The organism is Vibrio sp. 1401 (genome assembly GCF_033340295.1).
In genome coordinates, this window is the sequence record NZ_JAWOWF010000060.1 from 1 (window position 1) to 25,947 (window position 25,947).

Sequence of the window (25,947 nt, forward strand, 5' to 3'; positions counted from 1 at the left end):
GCTACGATGATTAACTGATGTAACCGATCAGATCGTAACTTCCTGATTTAGTTCCATCGAATTACGCAACAAAGCCCCTTCAGCCGACAAGCTCACGCTAATAAAAAACCCCGAAGATTCGGGGTTTTGATTCATACTGCTTTTTCTTTATTAATTACTTAGTTTCACTAGAAGAAGCCTAACGGGTCGATGCTGTAGCTAATCAGCAAGTTCTTCGTGTTCTGGTAGTGATCCAGCATCATCTTGTGCGTTTCGCGCCCGATACCCGATTTTTTGTAACCACCGAACGCTGCGTGTGCAGGGTAAGCGTGGTAACAGTTAATCCAGATTCGACCAGCTTCAATATTACGGCCCATACGATATGCGACGTTCGCATCACGTGTCCAAACACCTGCACCTAAGCCATATTCGGTGTCGTTTGCGATTTCCAACGCTTCAGCCTCATCTTTGAATTTGGTGATAGCAATCACTGGGCCAAAGATTTCTTCTTGGAAGATTCGCATCTTGTTGTGGCCTTCCAACATGGTTGGCTGAATGTAGTACCCCTGGTTGATAGACTCTGGCTGTTCTGACACTCCACCACCAAAGACCACTTTTGCGCCTTCTTCACGGCCGATTTCCAGGTAACTTAAAATCTTATCAAACTGTTCTTGAGAAGCCTGAGCACCGACTTGAGTATCGGTATCGAGCGGATTACCTTGTTTAATCAGCTGTGCACGTTCCGTCAGTTTCTCTACAAACTTGTCATAAATCGCTTCATGAACCAGTACGCGAGATGGACAAGTACAAACTTCACCTTGGTTGAAGAAACCAAGTAACGTACCTTCGATACACTTATCAAGATACTCATCTTCGTAATCGAAGATATCTGAGAAGTAGATGTTTGGAGATTTACCACCTAACTCAACTGTCGATGGGATCAAGTTGTCTGCTGCACATTTCAGAATGTGGTTGCCAACTTGCGTAGACCCGGTAAAAGCGAGTTTCGCAATGCGGTTGCTGGTTGCTAATGCTTGACCCGCTTCAGAACCATATCCGTTTACAACGTTGATGACACCAGGAGGAAGAAGGTCACCGATTTTTTCCATCAGAACCAGAATGGATGTTGGGGTTTGCTCTGCTGGCTTCAATACCACACAGCAACCCGCCGCTAGTGCCGGTGCTAGTTTCCAAGCCGCCATCAACATTGGGAAGTTCCACGGAATAATTTGACCCACCACACCAATCGGTTCTGGGAAGTGGTAGCTTGCGGTGTGCTCATCCAGTTCTGCCGCACTGCCTTCTTGTGCGCGAATACAGCCAGCGAAGTAACGGAAGTGATCCACTACTAAAGGTAAATCTGCCGCCAAGGTTTCGCGAACTGGTTTGCCGTTTTCCCAAGTTTCTGCAACTGCAAGCTCTTCTAGATGCTGCTCAATACGGTCAGCAATTTTCAGCAAGATGTTCGAACGTTCTGTCACGCTGGTTTTGGCCCATTTTGCTCTGATGTTGTGCGCGGCATCCAGTGCTAAATTAATATCTTCCTCGCCAGAGCGAGCAACTTTACAATACGCTTGTCCGTTGATTGGTGAGATATTGTCAAAGTACTCACCACCCGTTGGTTTTACCCATTCCCCACCGATAAAGTTATCGTAATGCGATTTAAAGTTAACAATGGCATTTTCACTACCTGGCTGTGCATAGATCATAACTCTTCCTTTTGTTTCTCGTTCAATGTGTTATTGCAGTGTCGTATCGCACTGTTCACAAAGAGCATTACGCAAGTCACACGCCAACTACGCCACACTTGTTGTTAATTAAATGTAAAACTATGATTACCAAGCGATAACAAACCAAGTGAGCGATGTTTGAGCGGATGTATGGTGTAAACACCAATGTTCAAGTGTTCCAAAATGGTACACCCTCACTGTGACAAAATGGTACAGTCATGGAACTTCAACACATTAGCGATAACAATTGGCTTTCAACTTCATGGGTCAGAAGTGAACAAGCGGGTTTAAAACAGCGTCGACGCCCTGAAGATATTCGAGTAACGCCAGCAACGCTCCAAGATAGGCGTCACCAACTCAACTTTTTGCTAGAGGCAGTCACTCAATTTGCGCTCCCTTTGTTTAATCAGCTATTTGCTCATAGCGACAGTCGCTTAATTTTGACGGACTCAGATGGTGTCATCATCGGCAGTTGGGGACAGCCTAGATTTCGTGAAAAGTTGACGGAAATCTCGCTAAGCTCTGGAGCATGCTGGCAAGAAAAGGTCAAAGGCACCAACGCGATTGGTACAGCTTTGGTTGAAGCAAAGCCCGTTTCTGTTATTGGTGATCAGCACTTTATCCAACACCATCGTTTTATTAGCTGTTCGGCTAATCCTATTTTCGATCATCTTGGTAACCTCATTGGCGTATTAGATATTACGAGCGAGCAAAAGAGACATGACTTCTCAACTCAAGTACTAGTACAAAACATGGTCCAGCAAGTGGAGAATCAACTACTTAACTTGATTCCACAAGGGCATATTCGTGTGGATTTAGCGTGCGAAAAAGGTTTACTGAATAGTGGTTGGCAAGGAATTATCATTGCAAATGAAGACGGACAAGTTTTGGCTCACAATCAAGTAGCCTCTCAACTTTTTGCGCAAAAAAGTATCATTGGGCAATCCTTAGACGACATTCTATCCACTCGGGGAAATGAGCACCCTTTCGTTTTCAAAACAAAACCGCTTACCGATAAAGATAGCAAGGTCAAGTCTCGTGCTGTAGCGGCGTCCAATGATCTTCATTATGGCGACTCCGCTGTTGAGCACTGTTGGCAGCAAGCCAATCGCGTCATCGATAAAGACATCAGTTTGTTGATTCTCGGAGAGACTGGTGTTGGCAAAAACGAGTTTGTGAAAGCACTCCATGAAAACAGCCAGAGAAAAACGGGACCGTTAGTTTCCGTCAACTGCGGAGCGCTACCAAAAGATCTGGTTGAATCTGAATTATTTGGCTACGTAGCCGGTGCCTTTACTGGCGCAAACAGCAAAGGCTATCAGGGAAAAATTCGCCAAGCACACAAAGGGATTTTGTTTCTAGATGAAATCGCAGATTTACCCTTGGAAGCTCAAAGCCGATTGCTCCATGTATTGCAAGATAAAACCGTGCTTCCCGTGGGTTCCAACCAAAGCATTCAAGTCGATACGCAAATCATTGCAGCCACGCATAAAGATCTGGAACATTTGGTCAGCGAAGGATTGTTCCGACAAGATTTGTATTATCGCCTTAATGGCTTGATCATTGAGCTACCTCGCTTTGAGGAACGTGATGACAAACGACAACTGATTGAGAACATTCATCGGCGTCACGCCGAATCTGAACAACAGCTTTGCCCTCACCTCCTTTCTCTGATGCTGTCTTACTCATGGCCAGGAAATTTGCGTGAACTCGATAGTTTAATCAAAGTATCCGCCTTAATGGCGCAAGGTGAAGAAATATTGGAACTCACACACGTCCCAGCCCACCTAAGTAAGAAACTAAGCCAAGCTCAAGAAGGAGCAGCATCGGCTGAACCAACTTCAGAACTGCGTGCAACCGTCGAAGATAAGTTGCTCAAAACATATCAAGCCAACCAGGGGAACATTAGCAAAACGTCTCGTATGCTTGGTGTGAGCCGAAATACCATTTACAGAAAATTGAAAAGCCTTGGCATATTAAGTTAATTCTACGACCTCAGATATAAAAAGAGCACCGTTGCGGTGCTCTTTCTCTTTGAAACCTAGCTTACAGGCCGCCTTGTTGTTGTGCCTGTTTTACTAATGCCTGACGTTGAGTTTCCTTCTCAGAGATCACTTGATTGTCCTTGTGCATTTCCTGTTCCAATTCTGCTGGAATGAAAACAAAGTACTTGTTAAGAGTCATCTTAGAACCTCAATTTGCTGTGTTAATTACCTTCTTGGTCGACGTAAACAAAACCAGAAAAACATGTTTTACTGGATCCTTGTTGCTAGTTTCAAAAAATAAAGGATGTTCATATAATAAACATCCTCCATGTGGGCGCTAATTATAGGCGTAGTTTAAAGGCTTACCTAGCACTCTTTTTCACCTTTTGTGCAATCTGAGTTTCGATCGAAAAACGGGTTTAATTGCCCGTAGTTACTAAGGTATTGTTAAAAAGAGAAAAAAGCTTTTACTGTAACTGACGACAGGGATGAGCTTACGAGTGTAGGTTCACTTGCAATTGTGTATCGTAGAGTTCGAATACGATAATAATAACGCTACATGCCCTTAATCTGCGTAGTTAAAAACTTTGAAGTGATAGACAACCGAAGTCATATCTGTGCAACTCAGTTTAACGATTTGTCTACCAGTTCAATATTTCACCTTTTTTGAGAAATCTTTAGCCACTTTTTTGTGTGAAACGCCCCAAAAGAGCAGACAATTAAAAGTGTGGCATATGACCACAATTGTCTATCCCCACTTAGCTTCGGGAGGCGTTTATGAAAAGTAACAAACTTGGCCATGTGATGTCTTTCAGCAGGATGTTTTCCTTCATCGCATTCTTGACGGCCACATTCGCATGGATTCTCAGCATGTACGCCCTATTTACTGTTTCTTTAGTGGCTCTTGTGGTCAGTGCAATTCTCTACCTAAAGGACAGGTTTTATCAAAGCAAGAAAACGACCACTGAAAAGAGCGCCTAGGCGCTCTTGAAGTTCCGTAAAAGCAAACACAAAAAAGGATGCCACTTGGGCACCCTTTTGCTTTGATCAGCTTACTGACCGCGGATTAAACGTCGTAAGTTGTGGACGCTGTGTCGCCGCCTGTACCAGTCCAGTTAGTGTGGAAGAATTCACCACGTGGACGGTCAATACGCTCATAAGTGTGAGCACCGAAGTAGTCACGTTGAGCTTGAAGCAGGTTCGCTGGTAGACGAGCTGTCGTGTAACCGTCTAGGAAAGATAGCGCAGAAATCGTACATGGCATTGGGATACCAGACTCTAGAGATTTCGCTGCTACTTTACGCCATGCTGCTAGGCTGCCTTGTAGGATGTTTTTGAAGTACTCATCAGAACCAAGGAATGCGATGTCTAGGTTCGCTTCGTACGCATCACGGATGTTGCCTAGGAACGCAGAGCGGATGATACAACCACCACGCCACATTAGTGCTACGTTACCGTAGTTTAGGTCCCAACCGTTTTCGTTCGATGCTTCGCGCATTAGCATGAAGCCTTGAGCGTAAGAGATGATCTTAGAAGCTAGTAGCGCTTGACGTAGTGCATCAACCCACTCTTGCTTGTCGCCTTCAACTGGAGTGATTGTCTTACCGAATAGAGATTCAGCTTCAACACGTTGGTCTTTCAGTGCAGATAGACAACGAGAGAATACAGACTCAGAGATAAGCGTTAGTGGAATACCTAGGTCTAGTGCGTTGATACCAGTCCATTTACCAGTACCTTTTTGGCCTGCTGTGTCTAGGATCTTTTCAACGAGAGGCTCACCGTCTTCATCTTTGTAGCCAAGAATGTCAGCCGTGATTTCAACAAGGTAGCTGTCTAGCTCAGTCTTGTTCCAATCAGCGAATACTGCTTGCATCTCGTCTGCAGACATACCAAGACCGTCTTTCATGAACTGGTAAGCTTCTGTGATAAGCTGCATGTCACCGTATTCGATACCGTTGTGTACCATCTTAACGAAGTGACCAGCACCGTCGTTACCAACCCAGTCACAACATGGCTCACCAGCGTCAGTTTTCGCAGCGATACCTTGGAAGATAGGCTTAACCGCTTCCCATGCTTCAGCAGCACCGCCAGGCATGATAGATGGACCGAAGCGCGCACCTTCTTCACCACCAGATACACCAGTACCGATGAAGTGGATACCTTTTTCACGTAGTGCAGCAACACGACGGTTTGTATCTGGGTAGTTAGTGTTACCACCGTCAATAATGATGTCGCCTTTGTCTAGCAGAGGTACTAGCGCTTCGATGAACTTGTCTACAACGTCACCAGCGCGAACCATCAACATTACTTTACGCGGCGTTTCTAGCTTCTCTACTAGTTCTTCTAGAGAGTATGCACCGATGATGTTCGTGCCTTTTGCTGGACCTTCCAGGAACTCGTCTACTTTAGCAGCAGTACGGTTGTGAGCAACCACTTTAAAGCCGTGATCATTCATGTTTAGGATAAGGTTTTGACCCATTACTGCTAGGCCAATTACACCGATATCACCTTTCATTGTTTCTCTCCAATTTTATTTCATCGACGAGCAGCGTCTTAAGCAATTTTTGCTGCCGCGTCTAAATCTAAATACCATTCCGTTAGGCCCGATTTCGCTTGAATCTTAGCCGCTGGGTATGGCAGTGCGTGTGCTGGTGAACTGTTAATTTCTTCAACAATGTCCGCTTTTCCTGCACCAAGCACTAAGTAACTAATGCGTTTCGCTGCTTCTAATACGCGTGCGGTTTTCGACACACGAAGTTGGCCCGATTCAGGATGCGACGCCACAAGAGATAGGTTCGCATCATCATAATTCGTTTGGCCAGGGAACAGAGAAGCTGTATGACCATCTGCACCAACGCCTAATAAGATCCAGTCAAACACAGGTGTGCCGTTTTCATTCGGGATTACCTCTGCCATCTCTTTTGCAAAGCGCTCGGCTTCTGCTTTAGGCTCATCTTCGCCACGGATGCGGTGAATGTTTTCTGCAGGAATATATACTTGGCTAAACAACAACGTGTTCGCTTCACCGTAGTTGCTTTCTGCGTCGTCAGGGGCAACACAACGTTCGTCACCCCACCAAAAGTGGAGGTTTTCCCATTGAATGGAGGTTGCGTAAGCCTCTGAAGCCAGTAGTTTAAACAGCATTTTAGGAGTGCTGCCGCCAGAAAGAGAGATGTGAACAGGTCTGCCCATTTCGCTAAACGCTTTCATATCGTTAGCTAGGCTTTCAACTACCTGTTCTGCTGTTTGGTAGATCTTATGGTTGATCATAGTTCACAGTAATCCGTATCTGTTAAGTTTTTACATGGGAAACGCCAAGCGCGGCCATCACGCTGTAACAAGTCATCTGACTCTTTAGGTCCCCAAGTGCCGCATGCGTACCCGAAGAGGGATTGTGGATCTTGCTTAAAATCTAAGATTGGCTGTACGTATTGCCAGCACGCTTCCACCGCATCACTACGTGCAAATAGCGTAGCATCACCATTCAAAGCATCAAGTAGAAGGCGCTCGTATGCCGTCAGCATTTGCGTTTCTTGCAAGTCAGCGTAATGGAAGTTCATTTTCACTTCCTTCGCTTCAAAGCCTGCGCCTGGCTCTTTCAAGCCAAAGCTCATTTGAATGCCTTCGTCTGGTTGAATACGAATGATCAGCTTGTTTTCTGGTGCGTTTTGACCAAACACAGGATGCGGTGTTTGTTTAAAGTGGATAACCACCTCAGTAACGCGTGTTGGAAGACGCTTACCAGTACGCACGTAAAATGGCACGCCATTCCAACGCCAGTTGTTGATGTACGCTTTCAAACCGATGTAAGTCTCTGTACGAGAATCGTCTGCAACTCCCGGCTCTTCACGGTAGCCGCGTAGGCTTTGCCCACGAACTTCAGACGCCGTGTATTGGCCTAATACTAGGTCGTTGCGCAGAGCGTTTTCGTCTAATGGCTTTAAGCATTGAAGCACTTTTACCACTTCATCACGCATCGAGTCTGCATTGATTTGCGCTGGTGGTTCCATACCTACCATTGCTAATACTTGTAGCAAGTGGTTTTGGAACATGTCGCGCACAGCGCCAGAGTTGTCGTAGTAACCACCACGCTCCTCTACGCCAAGGAATTCTGCGCCTGTGATTTCAACGTAATCAATGAAGTTACGGTTCCAAAGCGGCTCAAACATCGCATTAGAGAAACGAAGCACAAGTAGGTTTTGTACCGTTTCTTTACCTAAGTAATGGTCAATTCGGTAGATTTGATGCTCTTGGAAGTGCTCGTGAATTTCTTTGTCCAGAATACGCGCCGATTCAAGATCATAGCCGAATGGTTTCTCAATGATCAGGCGTTTCCAGCCATCCTCTTCACTGTTAAGACCATGTGCTGCAAGACTTGCAGGGATCACACTGTATAAACTTGGTGGGGTTGCTAAGTAAAAAAGCGTATTGCGTTGCTCGAATTGATATTCGTCCGCAAGTTGGTCTAAGCGAGAAGATAGCTTACCGTAATCTTGTGTGTCAGAAGTATTAATTGCTTGGTAGTGCAGATGGTTAATAAATGCATCAAGCGTTTCTGGCTCAGTCTTTTCCATTTCCTGAAGCGATTTTTTCAGCTTCGCGCGGTAAGACTCATCACTGTATTCAGTGCGACTTACACCCAGAATGGCAAAATTCTCTGGAAGCTGCTTGTTCGCGTAGAGGTGGTATAAAGCAGGAATGAGCTTACGGTACGTAAGGTCACCTGAAGCACCAAAAATAACGATGCTGCTGTTTTCTGGTATTACCATCATCTTTCCCTTAAAAACGAGGTACTTATTGTGTGCCCGGATACGGCTAGAGAATGAGCCAACCCTATCAATGGCACCTCAAAATAGAAAATTGGTCTTACCTATTACGTTGATAGGTAAAGTCTATGGGCCCAAAGAACCTCAAGAAGTTGCATTTCCGATTCTTGAAAACACGACGTATTGAGGTCATTTAAGTCACTTATGTCTCAAAAGTACACACTGTACTCGCTGGAGGAGAGTCCGACACGGGGCAATATTGTCTACGACTATTTGATTTACATCAACACTTGCCAGTGCAAACGTTTAAATAAGTTGCACAAAACGTCATAAGCGATTGTATTTTATTGATAAAAAAAGTTTCATCTGAACACTCCAAAATTTAAGCAAAAACTCTAATGTGGGCAATAATTACTCATCCTTGCAAGCCATTACAGTTTTATCGTGATCTGTGTTACTTACTTTTTATTTCATCACCCTATTGATAATGATACTCAATTAAAGATAATGAAATCACTATTAATGTGAAAGTAGAACGCCATGAAATCAAGCGCCATTAACCCACATCCCATAAACCGAATACAATCGGTGCTTGACTACATTCACACCAACTTAGACAGCACTCTGAGCGTAGATGAAATATCGAAAGCAAGTTGTTGGTCGCGCTGGCAACTGCAACGCGTATTTCAACAACACACTGGCGTATCCGTCGCTCACTACATCAGAGAGCTTAAACTTAGCCTTGCGGCTGAGCGCTTAATCCATACTTCTGACCGCTCGTTAGATATAGCGATAGAAATGGGATTTACATCTGAACACGCATTTAGCCGTGCGTTCAGGAATATGTTTTCAAAAAGCCCCCGCGAATATCGAAAAACGCAACAACTCTCCGGGTTGAGGCAACCTTTGACGCTGCGTAAGACACCAGAAGAAGAGAAAAAACATCAGCGCTTTATTGAAGTTCGAATAGAAACAAAACCGGCTTTTGAACTTGCTGGTTATCATGAACCTATTCACGGATTGTTTTCCGCTACGCCCGATTTCCAATCCAAAGTACCGTCACTTTGGTCACGTCTTTATTCATCTGAAAACCTTAACAATTCGGAAAGTAGTTACTTTGGCGTGATTGATGTGACGCAAGCGTATTCAAACAACCAACAACTTGAGTATTGGGCAGGTTATGAGTGCAGTCCAACAGCAAACGCACCAAGATCAACGAACTCTTCCAACTCGGGGTTAGACCTCTTGGCTGTTCCTGAGCAAACCTACGCCGTCATTACACACATAGGCAAAGCATCAGAGCTCGCCTCAACGCTGGAATGGTTTATTTTACATTGGCTACCCTACTCTAATTATCATGCTATCGATGGTTATGAGTTAGAGCTTTATCCAGAAGGTTATGATGTTGATAGCGAACAAGCACAAATGCAGTATTGGATTCCTGTAGAGCCAAACGACGCGCTATCTTTAAAACCTAAGAACAGAAGAATAAGTTCCAAAGATTAGTGTTTTGCACCAAATTGTTAACTTTTCCTATTTCTTTGAATATAGAATACAAATAACAATCATTATCAATAAATAGAAAAAGTAGTGGAATTTATAAATATGGAAAGTCCGATTCGATTTCATCGTTCAGCGGTTGCTGTCGTCGTATCCGCATTGCTCGCTGGCCACGCCAATGCAACTGAGAGCACATCCCAACACGAAACGATTACGGTGCTAGGAGAAACATACCGAAACACCGCAACTAAAACCGTTTTAGAACCGGAGGAAACACCGCAAGCGATCACGGTAATCACTAAAGATGACATGGACCTGCGCGGCGTAAACTCGGTGAGCGAAGCATTGCGTTATGCACCTGGCGTAAATACAGAATTGCGTGGCGGTGCCGTTTCCCGACTTGACCTATTCAATATTCGTGGTTTTATTAACTACACCAACTTTTATGATGGTCTTCCTTTGCTGTACAACGGTTGGAACCTTCAACCGCAGGTCGATTCCGTTGCTCTTGAGCAAATCGAGGTTTTTAAAGGGCCAACGTCTGTTCTTTACGGCAATATTCCACCAGGAGGTATGGTCAACATTATCGCCAAGGCGCCTCAGTCAACACCCTCGCACTCTGTCTCGATTAGTACAGGGACTAACAGCCTAAAAGAACTGACGTTCGACACCACAGGACAAGTTGGTGATTCTAATGTTGATTACCGTATCGTCGGCCTGGCAAAACAGCGAGATGGTCAAGCCGATACGTCTGAAGATGAACGTTACGTACTCGCCCCATCTTTCAATTGGCAAGCGACAGAAAGCACATTAGTGAACGTGAATGTTTACTATCAAAATGATCCATCAGCAGGTATCTACACGACTGTGCCTGCGTCTGGCTCAGTGATTAAAAACCCACTTGGCTCGATGTCACCAAGCACTTATTTAGGGGATGAGGACTGGAACACTTACGAACGCGAAGTTCTGATGATGGGTTACAAAGTCCAACACGACTTTAACAACAATTGGCAATTTCTACAGAATGCCCGCTACATGACCGCCGATGCCTATCAGGAAAACACATATAACGGTGCACTTGAAGCGGATAACCGTACCGTTGGTCGAAATGCCTATTTAACCGATGAAAAATCCAAATCCTTTGTGATTGACAACCAACTATCTGGCTACGTTAAAACAGGAAATTTTGAACATAACTTATTGTTCGGGCTTGATTATCAGTATCTAGATTCAGATGTAAAATACAAAGACACGCTTGGGTATTCGCTAACTCAGGACATTTTTAATCCTGACCACAACAGCATTGATCGTAATGCACTGAATTTCCAATACAAACAAAACTTAGATATCAAAACGAAGCAGATTGGCGTTTATTTCCAAGATCAAGTTCGTTACGACCAACTTGTAATGATTGCAGGTCTTCGTTGGGATAAATACGATTCAAATACAGACGCCGTTAGCGATTATCTAGGAGCAGTATCCAAGAGCAAGGAAGAGTTAGACGATACCAACGTATCTTTCCGAGTCGGTGGTTTGTATGAGCTAGATTTTGGTCTCTCGCCATATCTTACTTACTCGGAAAGTTTTGAGCCAATTGCGGGTGCCGACTCTTCTGGTAAAGCATTTGAGCCATCAACCGGTCATCAATGGGAGTTAGGCTTTAAATACGCCCCATTATCTGGTGATATCTCAGGTAACTTAGCACTCTTCCATATTACGAAGAAAAACGCGATCTTGACCGATCCGAATAATCCATATGCACCGAACTATCAAGCGGGCGAAGTGGTATCACAAGGTATTGAACTTGAGGCAAAATGGCAAGCCACAGCACAAGCTGATTTCACTCTAGGCTATACATATACCGATATGGAGATTACCGAGGACAGTTATTACAACCAAGAAGGTAAAACGCCGGTTTGGGTACCTGAGCAAACGGCCTCTCTATGGGCCAATTACTTCTTTGAAGGAAATCTTTCAGGCCTTCGTACCAGTGCTGGCGTTCGCTATGTCGGAGAAGCACAAATTGATGCACAGAATAGTCAAAACGTACCGGACTACACCTTGTTTGATTTAGCAGCAAGTTACGATTTCTCAACGGTATCTGAATCAATGAAAGGGGCTAGCGTCACGCTTTCTGCAAGCAATCTATTCGATAAAGAATACTATTCTTGTTACGACAAAAATAACTGTTGGTTTGGCGCTGAGCGCTCTATCGAAGCGAAGTTAGAATACAACTTCTAACCTCTTAGAGCGGAACAGCAGTAATTTGTAAAGCGATGGTTTCTAAAACAAGCCATCGCTTTTTATTTTGCATAGAGCATCAATGTAAACGCTACCGTGTCACTTTTTTATAGCACCTTTCTGGCCTACCTACCGACCCATAGTTTAAATCAGCCTCTAGTTCACCGGTACTAATAAGAAACTCAAGATAACGTCTAGCGGTTGTTCGACTCACTCCGATTTTTTCACCTGCCTCATCAGCGGTCAGCGCACTTCCATTTGAGAACAACTCTCTGATCTTGTCTAGGGTTACACCATCAATCCCTTTTGGTAATCGGTTCGGCAAGTTGTCTTGATTGGCGTGAGACTGCAGCATTTTATCAACGAGGTTCTGATCCAAACTCTCTACGATGTCTAGTTGTTGGCGTTGGGACACATACTTTTTCAGTGCGGCATCTAAGCGTGGAAACATCACTGGTTTTAACAGGTAATCGACAACGCCACCCCTCATCGCCTGTTGTAATGTATCGACATCCCTTGCGGCTGTAATCAAAATGACATCACACGTTTGGTTACTTGCACGCAGTGTATTTAGTATCTCAAGCCCTGTGCCATCGGGAAGATAGACATCCATCAATAGTAAATCTGGCTTAAGAATGTCGAGTTGCATTTCTGCTTCCATTCTCGTGGTCGCAATTCCAACCACTTCCAAACCTGTCAGTTGGCTTAAGTATTTGTGGTGCAGCTCAGCAATAGCCAGATCATCTTCAATGATCATTACGCGAGTCGCCATACTCATAATTGTTCTTCCTTGGGTAAGTACACCGTTATTCTTGTCCCATAATTTGTATTGGGTATCATCTCAACATGGCCGTGATATCGAGTAGCAAGCTGATTGACAAGGTGTAACCCAACACCTCGATTTTGACGAGATTTCGTCGAAACGCCTTTTGTAAATAATGTTTGTGGATCCACTGTTTTTGGGAGGCCACAGCCATGATCTATCACCTCAAGTATCACTTCATTTCCGTAATCGCTAACGGACACATCAATGTTTCTGCGTTCTGACGCAACATTTGATTCATCGCGAATTGAAGTTAACGTGGCATCGAAAGCGTTATCAATCAAATTACCCAAAATTGTGACTAGGTCTTCCGAATTTAGCCACTCAGGCAGGGGCTCCAGACGACTGCCTTCCTCAACCACCAGTTGTAAGCCTAACTCGCGAGCACGTTCAGTTTTTCCAAGCAACATACCTGCAATTAGCGGGTCCTTAACGGTATCTCTTAAAAACTCAATCATTGCTTGATAGTGTGCGGTTTCTTGTCCAATTAACTTTTGCACCGCATCAAGCTCACCCATTTGTACTAGCCCGCTGATAGTGTTTAGCTTATTGCGATGCTCATGGGTTTGCGAACGTAACAAATCTGCATATTCCTTGGTTTGTGATAGCTGCTCGGTTAGATCATTGATTTCATCCCTTAAACGGAAACTCGATACCGCCCCCACGATTTTTCCATCAACATAAATTGGAGAGCGATTTGCAATCAGGCGCTTATGATTAAGGAATATTTCAATATCATGATCTTCCTGCCCGCTTTCTAACACTGTATATAGATCGCTATCACGCAGCGTGTCAGTCAAAGGTTTATTGAGCGCTGATTCTCTATCAATACCGAGAATCTGGCAGGCACTACGATTTATCGAGCGAAGTATCCCTTGGGCATCAATGCTTAACACGCCCTCTTTGATAGTGCTCATCGTCACTTCTAATTCGCCGTACAACCGCCCTATTTCTTCAGGCTCAAAGCCTAAAATCGCGCGCTGAAACTTTCTCGACGCATAATTGGATACAATGGCATTAGCGACGACAACTACGATGACCATTAAAATCAAAAAGGCCAAAAATGGTTCGATGCGGTCTTGCAGTCGGTCGAGCAAATAGCCAACCGAAACCACACCAATGATGTTCCCTTGCTCGTCAAAAATCGCAGCTTTACCACGAACTGAATAACCTAACGAACCCTGTGCCGTCGAAACATAAGACAATCCCCGTTCTAGCGCTCGACGATTGTCGCCACCTCTCATTGGCTTGCCCAACCGCTCATCAACAGGGTGGATTAAGCGTACTCCCTTATGGTCGCCAATAACGATGAATGCAGCACCTATGGCTTCGGTTAATTCTCTAAAGCGAAGTTGGTATGGCTGGGGGTTTTGGGTTTCGATCATTTCACGAACAACCGCTGAGTCCGCTAAAAAACGGGCAACACCCAGTGCTTTTTCTCCCATTTCTTGCTCTTGATTGATTTTGAGATAAGTGAAACCCGCGGCGACGAGCAATAACAGCTCTATCAACCCCGATAGCGTCATGATAATGAGCATCCGCTTACGAAAGCTGATGGTTTTCCAACTCATTGATACATCCTTGTGATTCACTCTTGAGCGTAACGTTAACACTCAGTTAACAGCATGACGTTGTCGCGGTGATAAATCTGTGAGGAAGGCAAGCAAACCGCAGAGTTTACGGTTAATTAATCGACGAGCTGAAACATAAAATTACAACCATTCACCAAATTTAGCATTCCTCTCTGATACTCAATTCCATACATAAATTGCCCTTAAAATCATGATCGCGATCACATCGATTTTAGCGGTTTTTGAGGCGTTTTTAGACTTTACAACGTATAATTTTTAATCAACGAAACCAATGAGAGTTTCGGTTTGAAAGCAGTGAAGCTGGAAGTCTATTAAAAGCTCAACATTGATGTCAGTGATTTGGACACAAATAAAACAAAACACAAATACTGACTATATGACAAACACTTAGACACCATCTGAAAACTGGAAAACTATAAACAGAGGTGCATTTATAGTTAGAAGGAACACCAAACATGGAACGCGATACCTTTGGAATATGCCTGAATAAGGCGATGCTGTCAGAGAATATGTATTCAACATTTACACACGTCAGGGCTTATGAAAAAAACGGAGGCGGTACTTCTGATCTCAAAGTCCTGTTATCGTTCCCTCAAATGAGCGGAAAAGATCTATTGAATACGATGCGAGGTTCTCGTCAGCTCGAGTGGAGAGCGGAGTTTCACTGTCCATATACGAAATAAATTTGTAACATCTCCCGCGCCCAGCACAAATATAACTGGGCGCATACTACTGCCCAATTTTCCCTCCTACTTAACACGCAGTTACGAATCCTTTATATTAGAGCTAATACTCTACGACAAAGCAGCCATTATGAAAAAAACAGGAAAGTTTTGGATACTGGGCTTACTTAGCAGCTCGATTTCCCTTGCCTGTCATGCGGCACCGATCACTTTTGATACCGCATGGCAGCTATTGCTAGAAAACAACTATTCTCTCAAAGCTCAACGCTCAAACGTCGAGAACTACCAATACCAAGAGAGTGCCACCAGCAATCTCAACTTACCTCAGGTTACTATTGGCGCGAATTACACGCGTTTAGATACCGATATCACGCTGTCGGGAAAACAGATCCTAGACAGCACAGGAGCACACATTAACGTACGTCCTGCTTTTCAGCCTATTTTTGGTGCCTTAGCTAATACCACTTCGACCATAACCGAGCGCGATATTTTCTCTTCGTCTATTCGTGCGATTTGGCCGATTTTTACTGGTGGTCGAATTTCTGCGGCTCAATCAGCTGCAGAAGGCAAAACGGATGAGGCGAAAAGTCAGCTTCTAATGGAACAACAAGCGCGTTTTGAAGATTTATCGAAGTACTACTTTTCTGTCGTACTGGCAAAGGAAGTACTCGCAACGCGGCAAGCGGTTGAAGCAGGGCTAAAAAAGCATCGAGATTTTGCCATTAAGCTTGAAGAGCAAGGACAAATCGCGCACGTTGAGCGCCTGCAAGCCGAGGCTTCTTTAGATAAAGCATCCGTAGAAACACGTAAAGCAGCCAGTGATTTGAGTATCGCTCAGGCTGCATTAGGTAAATTACTCGCGCAAGATGATGCCGTAGAGCCCGCTGAATCTTTGTTTATCAACGACAGTCTTCCCCCTCTTACTGCTTTTGTCGATCAAACGTTGCTTACCTATCCGGGGTTGGAGCTTCTGAGCGCTAAACACAAACAAGCCTCTAGCTTAATCAAAGCAGAAAAAGGGAAATACTACCCTGAAGTTTATCTTTACGGCGACTACAGCTTGTATGAAGACGATTCTCTCGCAAGCCAAATGAAGCCTGACTGGTTAGTTGGTGTTGGTGTCAGCATTCCACTGATTGAATCATCAGGGCGAAGCGAAAAAGTCAAAGCCGCTCAAAGCGTCGTCTCGCAGGTCGACTCATTAAAGTCCCAAGCCAAACAAGACTTATCGCTGTTAGTCCAAAAAACATACTTGGAGGCTCAGCAAGCCATTGATGAAGTACAAGGGCTCGCATCTAGCATTGAACTCGCTAACGAAAACCTGCGCTTGCGTGAAAAAGCATTTACTCAGGGTCTGTCGTCTTCTCTGGATGTTGTGGATGCACAACTTTATGTCGCGAGTATAGAAACACAACGTTCAGCGGCGCGTTTCCGCTATTTAATATCTTTAACCAAGCTACTCGCATTGAGCAGTGAAATGAACAGCTTCGAACAATATCAAAATACCGCTTATATCCCTGCTTCAACATCCAAAGAGGTGAAATAAATCATGGCAGCTAAATCACTAAAACCCGTTTTACTCTCACTTTGTGCTTTGGGTGTTGCCTCTTGGGTTGGGTATCAATTTTACCAAGCCTATCAACCGGAACCGATCCGCTTACAGGGATTAATTGAAGCCCAGCAATACAGTATTTCCTCAAAAGTTCCAGGGCGTATTGATGAGGTCATGGTACGTAAAGGCGACGATGTAGAGAAAGGTCAGCTTATTTTTACCCTTCATAGTCCTGAAATTGAAGCGAAGTTAGAACAAGCAAAAGCAGGTGAAAAAGCGGCGGACGCCTTAGCTCAAGAAGCTGAGAAAGGCGCACGTGAGCAACAAATCCAAGCAGCAAAAGATCAGTGGATGAAAGCCAAAGCCGCTGCGAATTTAATGGAAAAAACCTACAATCGTGTGAATAACCTTTATAACGATGGCGTGGTTGCAGAACAAAAACGCGATGAAGCTTTAACTCAGTGGCAAGCAGCGAAATACACAGAAAGTGCCGCGTTTCAAATGTACGAAATGGCAAAAGAAGGCGCTAGAAGTGAAACCAAAGTGGCTGCGGCGGAAAAAGCGCGCATGGCATCAGGTGCCGTAGCCGAAGTAGAAGCGTATGCGAAAGATACTCAGATCTACAGCTGGTTCGACGGCGAAGTCTCTCAAGTTCTGCTTCAAAGTGGTGAATTAGCACCTCAGGGCTTCCCAGTAGTTACTGTGATAGATACAGAAGATGCCTGGGCGACACTTAATGTGCGTGAAGATTACCTTCAACACTTTAGAAAAGGAGCAACCTTTGATGCCTATTTGCCTGCCTTAAACAAAAATGTTGAGTTCAAAGTAACGCATGTTGCCGTTATGGGTGACTTTGCAACGTGGAGAGCAACCGATGCTTCTCAAGGTTTTGATCTTCGTACCTTTGAAGTAGAAGCTCGTCCAGCTCAACCCGAACCTGAACTGCGTATGGGAATGAGTGTTGTCGTTGAACTTTAATCACAACCACTAGGTTAATGCTATGACGATTAAGATTTCACAGCGGCATATCTTACGACGAGACAAGTGGTTGCTTTCGTGCCTTACTTGGATACCGATTTTGCTCGCGATGATGATTTGGGGAGTGTTCTCTGCGGGCATTGCCCGGGATCTGCCAATCGGTGTGGTTGATCTACAACATTCCCAACTTTCTCGAAAGCTCATTCAATCTTTGGATGCGTCGTCGAGTCTGGCTGTTAACTATCACTACACCAGTGCAAGCGAAGCAAAAAATGCGATGATTGAAGGCGATATCTACGCTTACGCGGTCATCCCATCTAAGTTCGACCAAGATATTCTCCAGCACCGCCAACCTCAACTTTCTGTCTTTTACAACAGTCAGTACATTTTGGTAGCGAAACTGATCAACTCTGCCGTTGCGCAAGCACAAGGCTATTTCGACGCTCAGGTTGAAGTAATGCGCAACTTGGCTAAGGGTAACACCACAACGTTAGCAGCGGCTGGACAGGCTGTACCCGTGTCGACACAAATAACCGCATTATTTAACCGTAACAATAACTACGCACAATTTTTGGTAACGGCTATCGTGCCATCCATTTGGCAAATATGTATTGTAGTAAGCACTATTTTGATTCTTGCCGCGCACTTTCGCATTTATGGTGGAAAGAATGGCTTTGCATTTTTGGGCGAAAAGCCATACGCCAGGCTCACTACCCTATTAAGTCAGTACATTCCGGTCTTTATGGCGCAAGGTGCGTTGTTCTTGTACTGGTTTTATTCTGTGCTTGATTGGCCAATGGAAGGCAGTTTTGTGGTTATGCTACTAGCACAATTGGCGACGGTTATCGCCTGTATCATTATGGGAGCGTTGTTCTTCTTCTTGTCGATGGAGCCTGCACGTGCGATGAGTTTTGCTGGCGCATTTACGGCTCCAAGCTTCGCGTTCATGGGAATTACATTCCCAGTTTCTGACATGAACACGCTCGCTTATGCATGGCGTTCATTATTGCCGATTACCCATTACATTGAAGTACAAGTGAGTCAAGCAAGCTATGGAGCATCGGCCGCACAATCTTTAAGCTCGCTATGGCCTATGATTGGTTACGTTGTGCCCCTGCTCATTACCGCAGCCTTGATGGGTAAACATCGAACAGCTTCATCAACACGCCAAGCGAAGGAGGCGGTATGACATTGTGGCAACTGATTAAAGCGGAACTTAAGGCCGTTCTAACCAATCCAGTCGTTACGTTGACCGTGTTTGGTGGTGTCGTATTTTACTCGTTTTTATACCCTTTGCCTTATGCACAACAAACGCCTCGTGAACAACCAATCGCGATTGTTAATCTAGATGGTAGTCAGACGAGTTTAAAGCTGGAACGTATGGTTGATGCCACCCCGCAAGTCAACGTAGTCACTCGACTTCATACGATTGCCGATGCAAAGCAAGCATTTTTACAACGAGAGATCACCGGTTTTTTAGTCATACCAGAACACTTTTACAAAGACCTAATGCTAGGTAAAAGCCCGACTCTAGCCTACGCTGCGGACGCCTCGTATTTTCTCGTGTACGGAACCGTGGTAGAAGGATTGGCCCAAGCGGGAGGCACATTAGGGGCCCAAGTGAAAGTCAGTAAAATGGTGATAGATGGTGTGCCCATGAGTATGGCTAGCCATAATTACTCTGCTATTAAGCTTAATATGAAACCGACGTTCAACCCAACCATGGGTTACATCGAATACGTAGTGCCGGCAGTATTTGTTCTGATTTTACAACAAACGTTGATCATGGCGGTTGGATTACAAACGGGAACACAGCGTCATGGTCGTGGCTATTGGTCACAAGTATCAACGGGATCGCTGCTGCTTGTGAGAACGTTAGTATTTGTGGCAATTTATTATTTACTCGGCGCCTATTATTTTGGTTTTAGCTTCGAACGCTTAAACGTAAACCATATCGCCAACGCGGGCGAATTGCTGGCTATGTTGTTCCCGTTCTTTTTAGGTTGTTGCGGACTAGGCTTCTGGCTAGGCTACTTATTACCTCGGCGTGAACTTGTCACCTTAGTCGTCTTAGTGAGCTCTATGCCGCTCATTTTCTTGGCTGGTTTTATTTGGCCGATTGAAGCCATACCTACTCCCTTACTATGGATTGCTGATTTAAGCCCAAGCACTTGGGCGATCAAAGCTTTCTTAGCACTAAACCAAATGGGGGCAACCTGGCAACAAGTCGCTCCACATTGGACAGCACTTTGGGCACTCACTGTGCTTTGGGGTAGCGTTGCGTACTGGATTGCTAAGCGAAGTAACAAGCCAGTTGTAACAGAGAGCTTGGGGTGATAGCTGACATTTTTATTACTATAAAAAAAGCCGGGTAACTAAACCCGGCTGAAAATCTGCGTCCTTGCAGCGGACATATGGTAAAAACACTTTTTGCTCTGGGCTTACCCATTGAGCGAGGTTAGATTAAGCCAAAAAGTATGGACTCCATACTCTCATATAGAGGGTTATATCCTTCCAATAGACATTAGCTCTTCGCTAGAACGATAACGTTTTTCAGACACAAAAAAACAAGACTCACGTTAAGTCTTGTTGTTGAGAGGGATGAGCAGGATACATGTCGCCGCTAAGTCATATCACGGATTATTTTCTCTCGGTATTCTGTAACGACCTTCATGATTGAATTTTTTACATCACCGACTTGCTTAGAGGGTTGGCACCATAGGCCAAAACCAAACTTAAAACCTTCCAATAATTCAGAAGCTTCCACTGGCTCTATATGATTATTAGAAAACTCCGAATGGGCAAACGTTCTGGGGAGAATCGCCCATCCTAAACCTGCTTCAACCATTTTCACTACAAGGGCCAATTGGTCGACCTCTTCATGGTTCGAACTTACGATGACTTTTTCGCCCATTCCCTCTTCAATAAGAGACCGCAATACAAATTGTTTACTATTCCTCAAGGCTGTCAATACTCGATCTGGTGCAACAGAAGCGAGTTCACCACCTTTCTGGAAGAAAGGAACAAATTCAAAATGACCTAAAAACGTCGCATCCAGACTATGTATTGCTCGACTATCATGCACATTGACAATACCGAATTGATACTCACCATTCTGTAAACCCTCTTTAATTTCGTTGCGATTACGAACAAGAAAGTTAACTCGCATCATCGGAAAATCTGCCGCTAATTGAATACGAAGCAATACAAGAAAACGGTGTGGTATAGCGCTTGAATAGGCGATACTAACATTCTCTAATCCACCGTAAGAAAGACTCAGTGCGACTTTATCGAAAGTACGAGCCTGTTCGATGGTTTGCTTAGCATAGTGGTACAGATGGTGGCCATCTTCTGTTGGTTCTACCGAACGACCGACTCGCTCAAACAAGTTAACGGCTAGTTGGTCTTCAAGATTGGTGATCACCTGCCCTATAGTGGTTCGGTGCTTATTGAGTTTGACCGCCGCCTTACTAAATGAAAGCTGTTCATAAACGGTCACGAACGCGAGAAGTTGTTCAAAACTAAAATTCATAGGTTGTGCTTACTTTTTAGAGTTATCTAATTAAATTATCACAAGATAGTAGAATTGCTACTCGGTAACGGTAACAAGCTGCGTTTGACTTCCTTCTCGACGACATAAAAAAACCTACTAAAGTCTGTAGGTTTCTTCCATCTTAGTTGTACTCAACAACGCGAGCCAAATAGTTAAATTCACCCGAGTCACCATGATAATCGCGGTAAACATCCACACTAAAATACTTAGGTTGATCGGCTTGAATATGGTCAACGATCTTCTGTTCTAATGACGTTAGCGTTTCACCCGTTTGCGAATACACAAACTGTTTGTTCACTTTTTCCAATTTGCGTTGCTTTGCTTCTTTGTGTGAGACATAGTTGTTGATCTCTTCCCACTTACCCACGTACTCGACTGCCACGTAACTCGAGTTCTCATCAATCATGATGAAGGCTGCACCTTCTTCTTTAATGGCAGACAGTTGCTGCATGTCGCTGTCGACTTTTTGCTGGTCAAGGTGAGCACCACTTTGTGCAAATGCAGTCGCAGAAGCAGTGAGCATCATTAACGTTAGAACGGCTTTTTTCATTGTGTTTTTTTCCTGTATTAAGGGAGTTCAGTCACCCAAAGTTGTCCTTGGGTGGCTTTTTTGAATCCATATTCGTAAATCGTTAGCAAGTAATGTTGGTCGAACATGTCTTTCGTCACTTTGGCGTACCCGAAGTCTTGGTCGATGTAAGTAAACTGCATCTCAATATCGTTGATTTCACTGATGTATTTCATTCGATACAGATCACCACGAGTTTGCGCTAACGTAAGGCTTGAGACGCTTTTCGATACCAAATCCAACCCTTTGTCTTTTAGTGGTCGATACGGTGCTTTCAAAGCACCATTGCGAATCACATCCAACTGAGGTGCTTTTTCTAACCCCAGAGCCTCTGAAATTTGTTGATAGTTGAAGTTAGACGGATTAAAGAACACCTGCGCTGCAAGACCACCATCTACGTGTAACTCTTCAAGTGTTTCCCCATCATGTTCAACATCGATAAATTGTGGAGGGAAAACGCCAGGGATCGATGCACTTGCGGCAAGCACTTTGTAGATCAATTCAGATTTGTCCACTAAGTCACTATTCGCAATCGCGCCGATGTTCCAAATTACTAATTCACCTGAATCAAAATGGGTACTGCCGATAAAGAGGCGTTTACCATTGCGATGTTGCTGTGCCATCGCCTCAATCATTGGCTCAGGGTAAGCGTCCGCAATGAAGTCATAGAGGTTCTCGCCATCGGTAAACGCGTCCTTAAACAATGTGTTTAAAAAGTTCTTTTTACCCAGGACGCTTTTGTCGTTGATGTTGAGCATGACTTCTTTCATCTTTGGCATTGCATCACCACCGATGAAAACAAATGGCGCAATTAACGCACCTGCGCTGATGCCCGTAATGATGGTGTAGTCTTTCAGCTCACCCTTTTCCTGTAAGCCCATCAAAACGCCAGCACCGTACGCGCCGTTTACGCCACCACCCGATAAGGCCAAAATATTGAGCTGTTCACCCTCTACTTTGATCGGTGTGGTTTGATTGTGCGACGAGTAGAGAAAATCCGGAGCTTCATTGGCCCACATTCGAAGTGGCTCATTTGGTGTCGAACTCGCGATCTCGACATCTTTATAGTTGCTTTGAGAAACACGAACATCCAGCGTATGGGGTGAACTACAAGCTACTATCAGCAGCGAAAGTACAACCGTCACACCAGAGGAAATTAAACGATTCATAATCAGTCTCATTTAATGTTCTCTGGCGTATGACCAGAGACTCAGTTTGAAGTTAATTGGGTCAAAATGAAGTCCGTTTCGTTGTTTGGAGTTACTATAGCTAGGCACGGCTAAACCCCATAATCGCGATTGTAGGATGCTATCCATCAAAGCAATTATGCCAAGTTTCTATATGCTAACTTTACGCTTCTCCGTTAATTAGGTACTGCGCTAAGCAATTTTCACGACGTTGAACTCATGCGTCGGTTCGACAAATTCGTATTGGGCATTGATCGTCTGTAGCTCCCATGTGCCATAGCCTTTGGTGATCTCCAATACACCGTAAACGGCGTTATGTGTATGACGAAAGGCTGCGACAGGAGACATCTTCTTCACCAAACAAGAAGTAAAAATCGCAGAAATCAAATCACCGACACCGACTGGCTGCATAGCAAATTCAACACTAGGGCGTTGGGCCAAATAGCTTGCTTTCGGCGTCGCTAAAATCATACTGAAGGCGTCATCTGTTAGTGCATGCAGGTGTTTCACCAATACCATTTTCGGTCCTAACTCTAAGGCTTTTTTACATGCAGTGACTGCATCATAGAGAGAGTTAATTTTCACACCTGTTAACTCGCTCAGTTCAAACTGGTTAGGAACAATCACATCAGCGATGGGCAACAAGCTATGGCTTATCGCTTCTTTGACACCGTCTGCCACAATGCAACCTTTGTCTGGATCACCCATAACTGGGTCACACACATAAAGCGCGCTGTGGTTACGCGATTTGACTAAACTTACCGCTTCGGCCACCGCACGACATTGCTCTGCGCTGCCTTGATAACCGGACAGTATCGCGCCACATTCGCCTAACTTCTCAATGTTATCTAAGCCTCTCATTAGAGAATGAATTTCATCTGCCCCAAACTTCTGTCCAGTCCAACCTTGCTGGTACTGAGTGTGATTTGAAAACTGAACCGTGTGAATTGGCCAGACTTCGAGGCCCATTCTCTGCATCGGAAAGACTGCAGAACTGTTTCCTGCGTGGCCATAAACCACATGAGATTGAATAGAAATAATGCTTTTCATAAGTCACTCTTAATTGAGAAGTTTGTTAGCTTGGCGACTAAATAAACACAATATCGCGCACTGTGCTTATTTGGTCGGAATAGCCTCGACAACGCCGAGGCTTATTCTTAATCAGGCTGGATTCAGCAAAGTACTCATCCAACACTTTGCGTGTTGCACGACCGATAAGCTCGTATTCGTGGTGAGTAAGATTTGCTAGCGAAACTCGAACTGATGCATGCACTACATCGAAGCCTTGGCCTGGAAGTAGGATAACGCCGGTTTCATGTGCAAGGCGGAACAGGAAGTCTTTGCCTTTCTCGCTCGCTTTGAACCATTCAACGAATGCTGGTCCGTACAATTTGCCGCCCAGAGTGTCGAGCTCAAGCAGTGTGTAGTAGTCCACACGATCTTTGTTTTCTTCAATTTCTACACCCATGTTTTTGTACAGAGTTTTGTAACGCTCGCGAATGATGCGTTTACATGCTTCTTTGTAGTTTTTCTCTGAGTCCATCAGACAATTCAATGAGAACAGCGCCATTTGAACTTGTTGAGGAAGCGACAAACCTGCTGTGTGGTTAAGCGCTACGCTACGGCTGTCGGCAACGATACGGTCAATAAACTTGATCTCACGAGGTTCCGGAGTCAGCGTTTTGTAACGATCGTCCAACTCAAGTTGACGCACTTCAGGAAGGCTACGCATTGCATCGTCAAACACGTTGTTGTGTTGAATCGCAATCGAGCCTAAACGCCAGCCTGTTGCACCGAAGTACTTAGAGAACGAATACACACAAAGCGTGTTGTATGGCAGTTTTGCAAACAGTGAGACAAAGTCGTCCGCAAATGTGCCGTATACATCGTCAGTCACAATGAACAGGTCGCTACGTTCGTTGTTCACAAAATTTGATAGGTTATCCAGAGTCTCATCCGAGAACTTCACAGACGCTGGGTTTGCCGGGTTAACAACACAAAGCAGTTTGATGCCTGTATCTGCAAGCTTTTCGATTTCAGACATCGGCAGTTGCCATGTTGTCTCATCCAGACGTAGTTCAACGATTTCCAGTTCGTATTCACTCAGTTCTGGAATCTCTAGGTAAGGCGTAAAGATTGGAGTGATTAGCGCAACCTTGTCACCTTTCTTCAATAGACCGTTGTTGAACATAGTTTGGAACGTTTTTACAAGACATAAATTTTGCACATTTCGCTGATACATTTTGGTTAAAAAATCAAATTCAATATATGCAAAAAAATTATTGCACATAAGAAGCTATTACTGTGCACTTTCATCTAATTTATACAAATGATTCATAGCAGAAAGGTTGCCACGATATAATTTCATAAACAGGAAATTGTTGGGCCCAATGACACAACCAAGGTAAGCATTTGATTTAAAAAGCAATAGTTAAATATACGACAGTGGTAGTTAATAGCTGAGGAAATTGGATGGCAGATGGTGTGAAGAGTAATAAAGATTCATACTGGGTAATAGGGTATCATACTAAAATGGCCGCGATCGCAATCGATACTCTGTCATTCCTAAAACATTTTTGCCCCATTGTGATTTAGTTCTGAAAATTGTTTATATCTATTCAATACGAGTTTGCCCTACCCAAAGTTATCCGAAATTAGGTGTGACAACTCAAAAGGTTTACAACCTAGTAACAAATTTGGTTGGGGTGGACCAATTATTCATGCAGATTCAAAGTAAGCGCCCCACAAAGCACACATTCAATTAGCCAGGCACCAGACTTATGATCTTATCTTCACTAATAAGGAGATAA

The 25,947-nt window shown here is 44.3% G+C and carries 20 protein-coding genes and 1 pseudogene; 9 read left to right on the top strand and 12 right to left on the bottom strand.

Annotated elements, in window-relative coordinates:
- Positions 1–167 precede the first annotated feature (167 nt).
- The gene (locus tag R7Z77_RS21555; RefSeq protein ID WP_005377169.1) at positions 168–1,688 is read right to left on the bottom strand and encodes an aldehyde dehydrogenase family protein; all 1,521 of its coding nucleotides are present in this window, start codon (positions 1,686–1,688) and stop codon (positions 168–170) included.
- A gap of 239 nt (positions 1,689–1,927) precedes the next feature.
- Between R7Z77_RS21555 and R7Z77_RS21560 the strand changes: the two genes are divergently transcribed.
- Positions 1,928–3,694: a sigma-54-dependent Fis family transcriptional regulator gene (locus R7Z77_RS21560; RefSeq protein WP_318136821.1), complete on the top strand. Its 1,767-nt coding sequence runs from the start codon at positions 1,928–1,930 to the stop codon at positions 3,692–3,694.
- A gap of 61 nt (positions 3,695–3,755) precedes the next feature.
- Here R7Z77_RS21560 and R7Z77_RS21565 read toward each other — a convergent pair whose 3' ends face one another.
- On the bottom strand, positions 3,756–3,893 hold the full coding sequence (locus R7Z77_RS21565) for a hypothetical protein (RefSeq protein WP_005377165.1): 138 nt from the start codon (positions 3,891–3,893) through the stop codon (positions 3,756–3,758).
- 578 nt (positions 3,894–4,471) lie between these two features.
- On the opposite strand from R7Z77_RS21565, the gene R7Z77_RS21570 reads away from it, so the two are divergent.
- Positions 4,472–4,675 (top strand): hypothetical protein, encoded by a 204-nt coding sequence (locus tag R7Z77_RS21570; RefSeq protein ID WP_054576969.1) that lies wholly within the window; start codon positions 4,472–4,474, stop codon positions 4,673–4,675.
- An 85-nt stretch (positions 4,676–4,760) separates the two neighbouring features.
- Here the strand turns inward: R7Z77_RS21570 and gnd are convergent, their stop codons facing one another.
- From gnd to zwf, 3 genes are read right to left on the bottom strand one after another with little or no spacing between them, the layout of a single operon-like run.
- Complete coding sequence (gnd, locus tag R7Z77_RS21575; protein ID WP_318136822.1) at positions 4,761–6,209, bottom strand: decarboxylating NADP(+)-dependent phosphogluconate dehydrogenase; 1,449 nt, start codon at positions 6,207–6,209, stop codon at positions 4,761–4,763.
- 38 nt (positions 6,210–6,247) lie between these two features.
- The gene (gene pgl, locus R7Z77_RS21580) at positions 6,248–6,964 is read right to left on the bottom strand and encodes a 6-phosphogluconolactonase (protein WP_318136823.1); all 717 of its coding nucleotides are present in this window, start codon (positions 6,962–6,964) and stop codon (positions 6,248–6,250) included.
- Entirely contained in the window at positions 6,961–8,463 is a 1,503-nt protein-coding gene (zwf, locus tag R7Z77_RS21585; RefSeq protein WP_017634563.1) for a glucose-6-phosphate dehydrogenase, read from the bottom strand. The genes pgl and zwf overlap by 4 nt, the downstream gene beginning before the upstream one ends.
- 537 nt (positions 8,464–9,000) lie before the next feature.
- On the opposite strand from zwf, the gene R7Z77_RS21590 reads away from it, so the two are divergent.
- Together R7Z77_RS21590 and R7Z77_RS21595 are read left to right on the top strand one after the other, a co-directional pair.
- The gene (locus tag R7Z77_RS21590; RefSeq protein ID WP_033906176.1) at positions 9,001–9,966 is read left to right on the top strand and encodes a helix-turn-helix domain-containing protein; all 966 of its coding nucleotides are present in this window, start codon (positions 9,001–9,003) and stop codon (positions 9,964–9,966) included.
- A 99-nt stretch (positions 9,967–10,065) separates the two neighbouring features.
- A complete protein-coding gene (locus R7Z77_RS21595) occupies positions 10,066–12,201 on the top strand; it encodes a TonB-dependent siderophore receptor (RefSeq protein ID WP_033906177.1) in 2,136 nt (711 codons plus the stop codon).
- Positions 12,202–12,292: 91 nt separating this feature from the next.
- Here R7Z77_RS21595 and R7Z77_RS21600 read toward each other — a convergent pair whose 3' ends face one another.
- Together R7Z77_RS21600 and R7Z77_RS21605 are read right to left on the bottom strand one after the other, a co-directional pair.
- Positions 12,293–12,979 carry a response regulator gene (locus tag R7Z77_RS21600; protein WP_033906178.1) on the bottom strand — a complete coding sequence of 229 codons (687 nt, stop codon included), beginning with the start codon at positions 12,977–12,979 and terminating at the stop codon, positions 12,293–12,295.
- Positions 12,976–14,595, bottom strand: a complete 1,620-nt coding sequence (locus tag R7Z77_RS21605) for a sensor histidine kinase (RefSeq protein WP_033906179.1) — start codon at positions 14,593–14,595, stop codon at positions 12,976–12,978. The genes R7Z77_RS21600 and R7Z77_RS21605 overlap by 4 nt, the downstream gene beginning before the upstream one ends.
- 476 nt (positions 14,596–15,071) lie before the next feature.
- On the opposite strand from R7Z77_RS21605, the gene R7Z77_RS21610 reads away from it, so the two are divergent.
- From R7Z77_RS21610 to R7Z77_RS21630, 5 genes are all read left to right on the top strand, one after another.
- Positions 15,072–15,299: a hypothetical protein gene (locus R7Z77_RS21610; protein ID WP_005377125.1), complete on the top strand. Its 228-nt coding sequence runs from the start codon at positions 15,072–15,074 to the stop codon at positions 15,297–15,299.
- A 130-nt stretch (positions 15,300–15,429) separates the two neighbouring features.
- Positions 15,430–16,845 (top strand): TolC family protein, encoded by a 1,416-nt coding sequence (locus tag R7Z77_RS21615; RefSeq protein ID WP_318136824.1) that lies wholly within the window; start codon positions 15,430–15,432, stop codon positions 16,843–16,845.
- A 3-nt stretch (positions 16,846–16,848) separates the two neighbouring features.
- A complete protein-coding gene (locus tag R7Z77_RS21620; RefSeq protein ID WP_033906180.1) occupies positions 16,849–17,829 on the top strand; it encodes an HlyD family secretion protein in 981 nt (326 codons plus the stop codon).
- A 22-nt stretch (positions 17,830–17,851) separates the two neighbouring features.
- Entirely contained in the window at positions 17,852–19,018 is a 1,167-nt protein-coding gene (locus tag R7Z77_RS21625; protein WP_318136825.1) for an ABC transporter permease, read from the top strand.
- Positions 19,015–20,166, top strand: a complete 1,152-nt coding sequence (locus tag R7Z77_RS21630; protein WP_033906182.1) for an ABC transporter permease — start codon at positions 19,015–19,017, stop codon at positions 20,164–20,166. The genes R7Z77_RS21625 and R7Z77_RS21630 overlap by 4 nt, the downstream gene beginning before the upstream one ends.
- A gap of 286 nt (positions 20,167–20,452) precedes the next feature.
- On the opposite strand, the gene R7Z77_RS21635 is transcribed toward R7Z77_RS21630, so the two are convergent.
- The 5 genes and pseudogenes from R7Z77_RS21635 to R7Z77_RS21655 all read right to left on the bottom strand — a co-directional run.
- Complete coding sequence (locus tag R7Z77_RS21635; protein ID WP_318136826.1) at positions 20,453–21,361, bottom strand: LysR family transcriptional regulator; 909 nt, start codon at positions 21,359–21,361, stop codon at positions 20,453–20,455.
- Positions 21,362–21,503: 142 nt separating this feature from the next.
- Positions 21,504–21,932 (bottom strand): hypothetical protein, encoded by a 429-nt coding sequence (locus tag R7Z77_RS21640; protein WP_033906184.1) that lies wholly within the window; start codon positions 21,930–21,932, stop codon positions 21,504–21,506.
- Between the two features lie 17 nt (positions 21,933–21,949).
- Positions 21,950–23,119: a patatin-like phospholipase family protein gene (locus tag R7Z77_RS21645; RefSeq protein WP_033906185.1), complete on the bottom strand. Its 1,170-nt coding sequence runs from the start codon at positions 23,117–23,119 to the stop codon at positions 21,950–21,952.
- Positions 23,120–23,329: 210 nt separating this feature from the next.
- Positions 23,330–24,187 carry a pyridoxal kinase PdxY gene (gene pdxY, locus R7Z77_RS21650; RefSeq protein ID WP_033906186.1) on the bottom strand — a complete coding sequence of 286 codons (858 nt, stop codon included), beginning with the start codon at positions 24,185–24,187 and terminating at the stop codon, positions 23,330–23,332.
- A gap of 121 nt (positions 24,188–24,308) precedes the next feature.
- Positions 24,309–25,340 (bottom strand): annotated as a pseudogene (locus R7Z77_RS21655) (bifunctional aspartate transaminase/aspartate 4-decarboxylase); the annotation flags it as partial.
- Between the last annotated feature and the right edge of the window lie 607 nt (positions 25,341–25,947).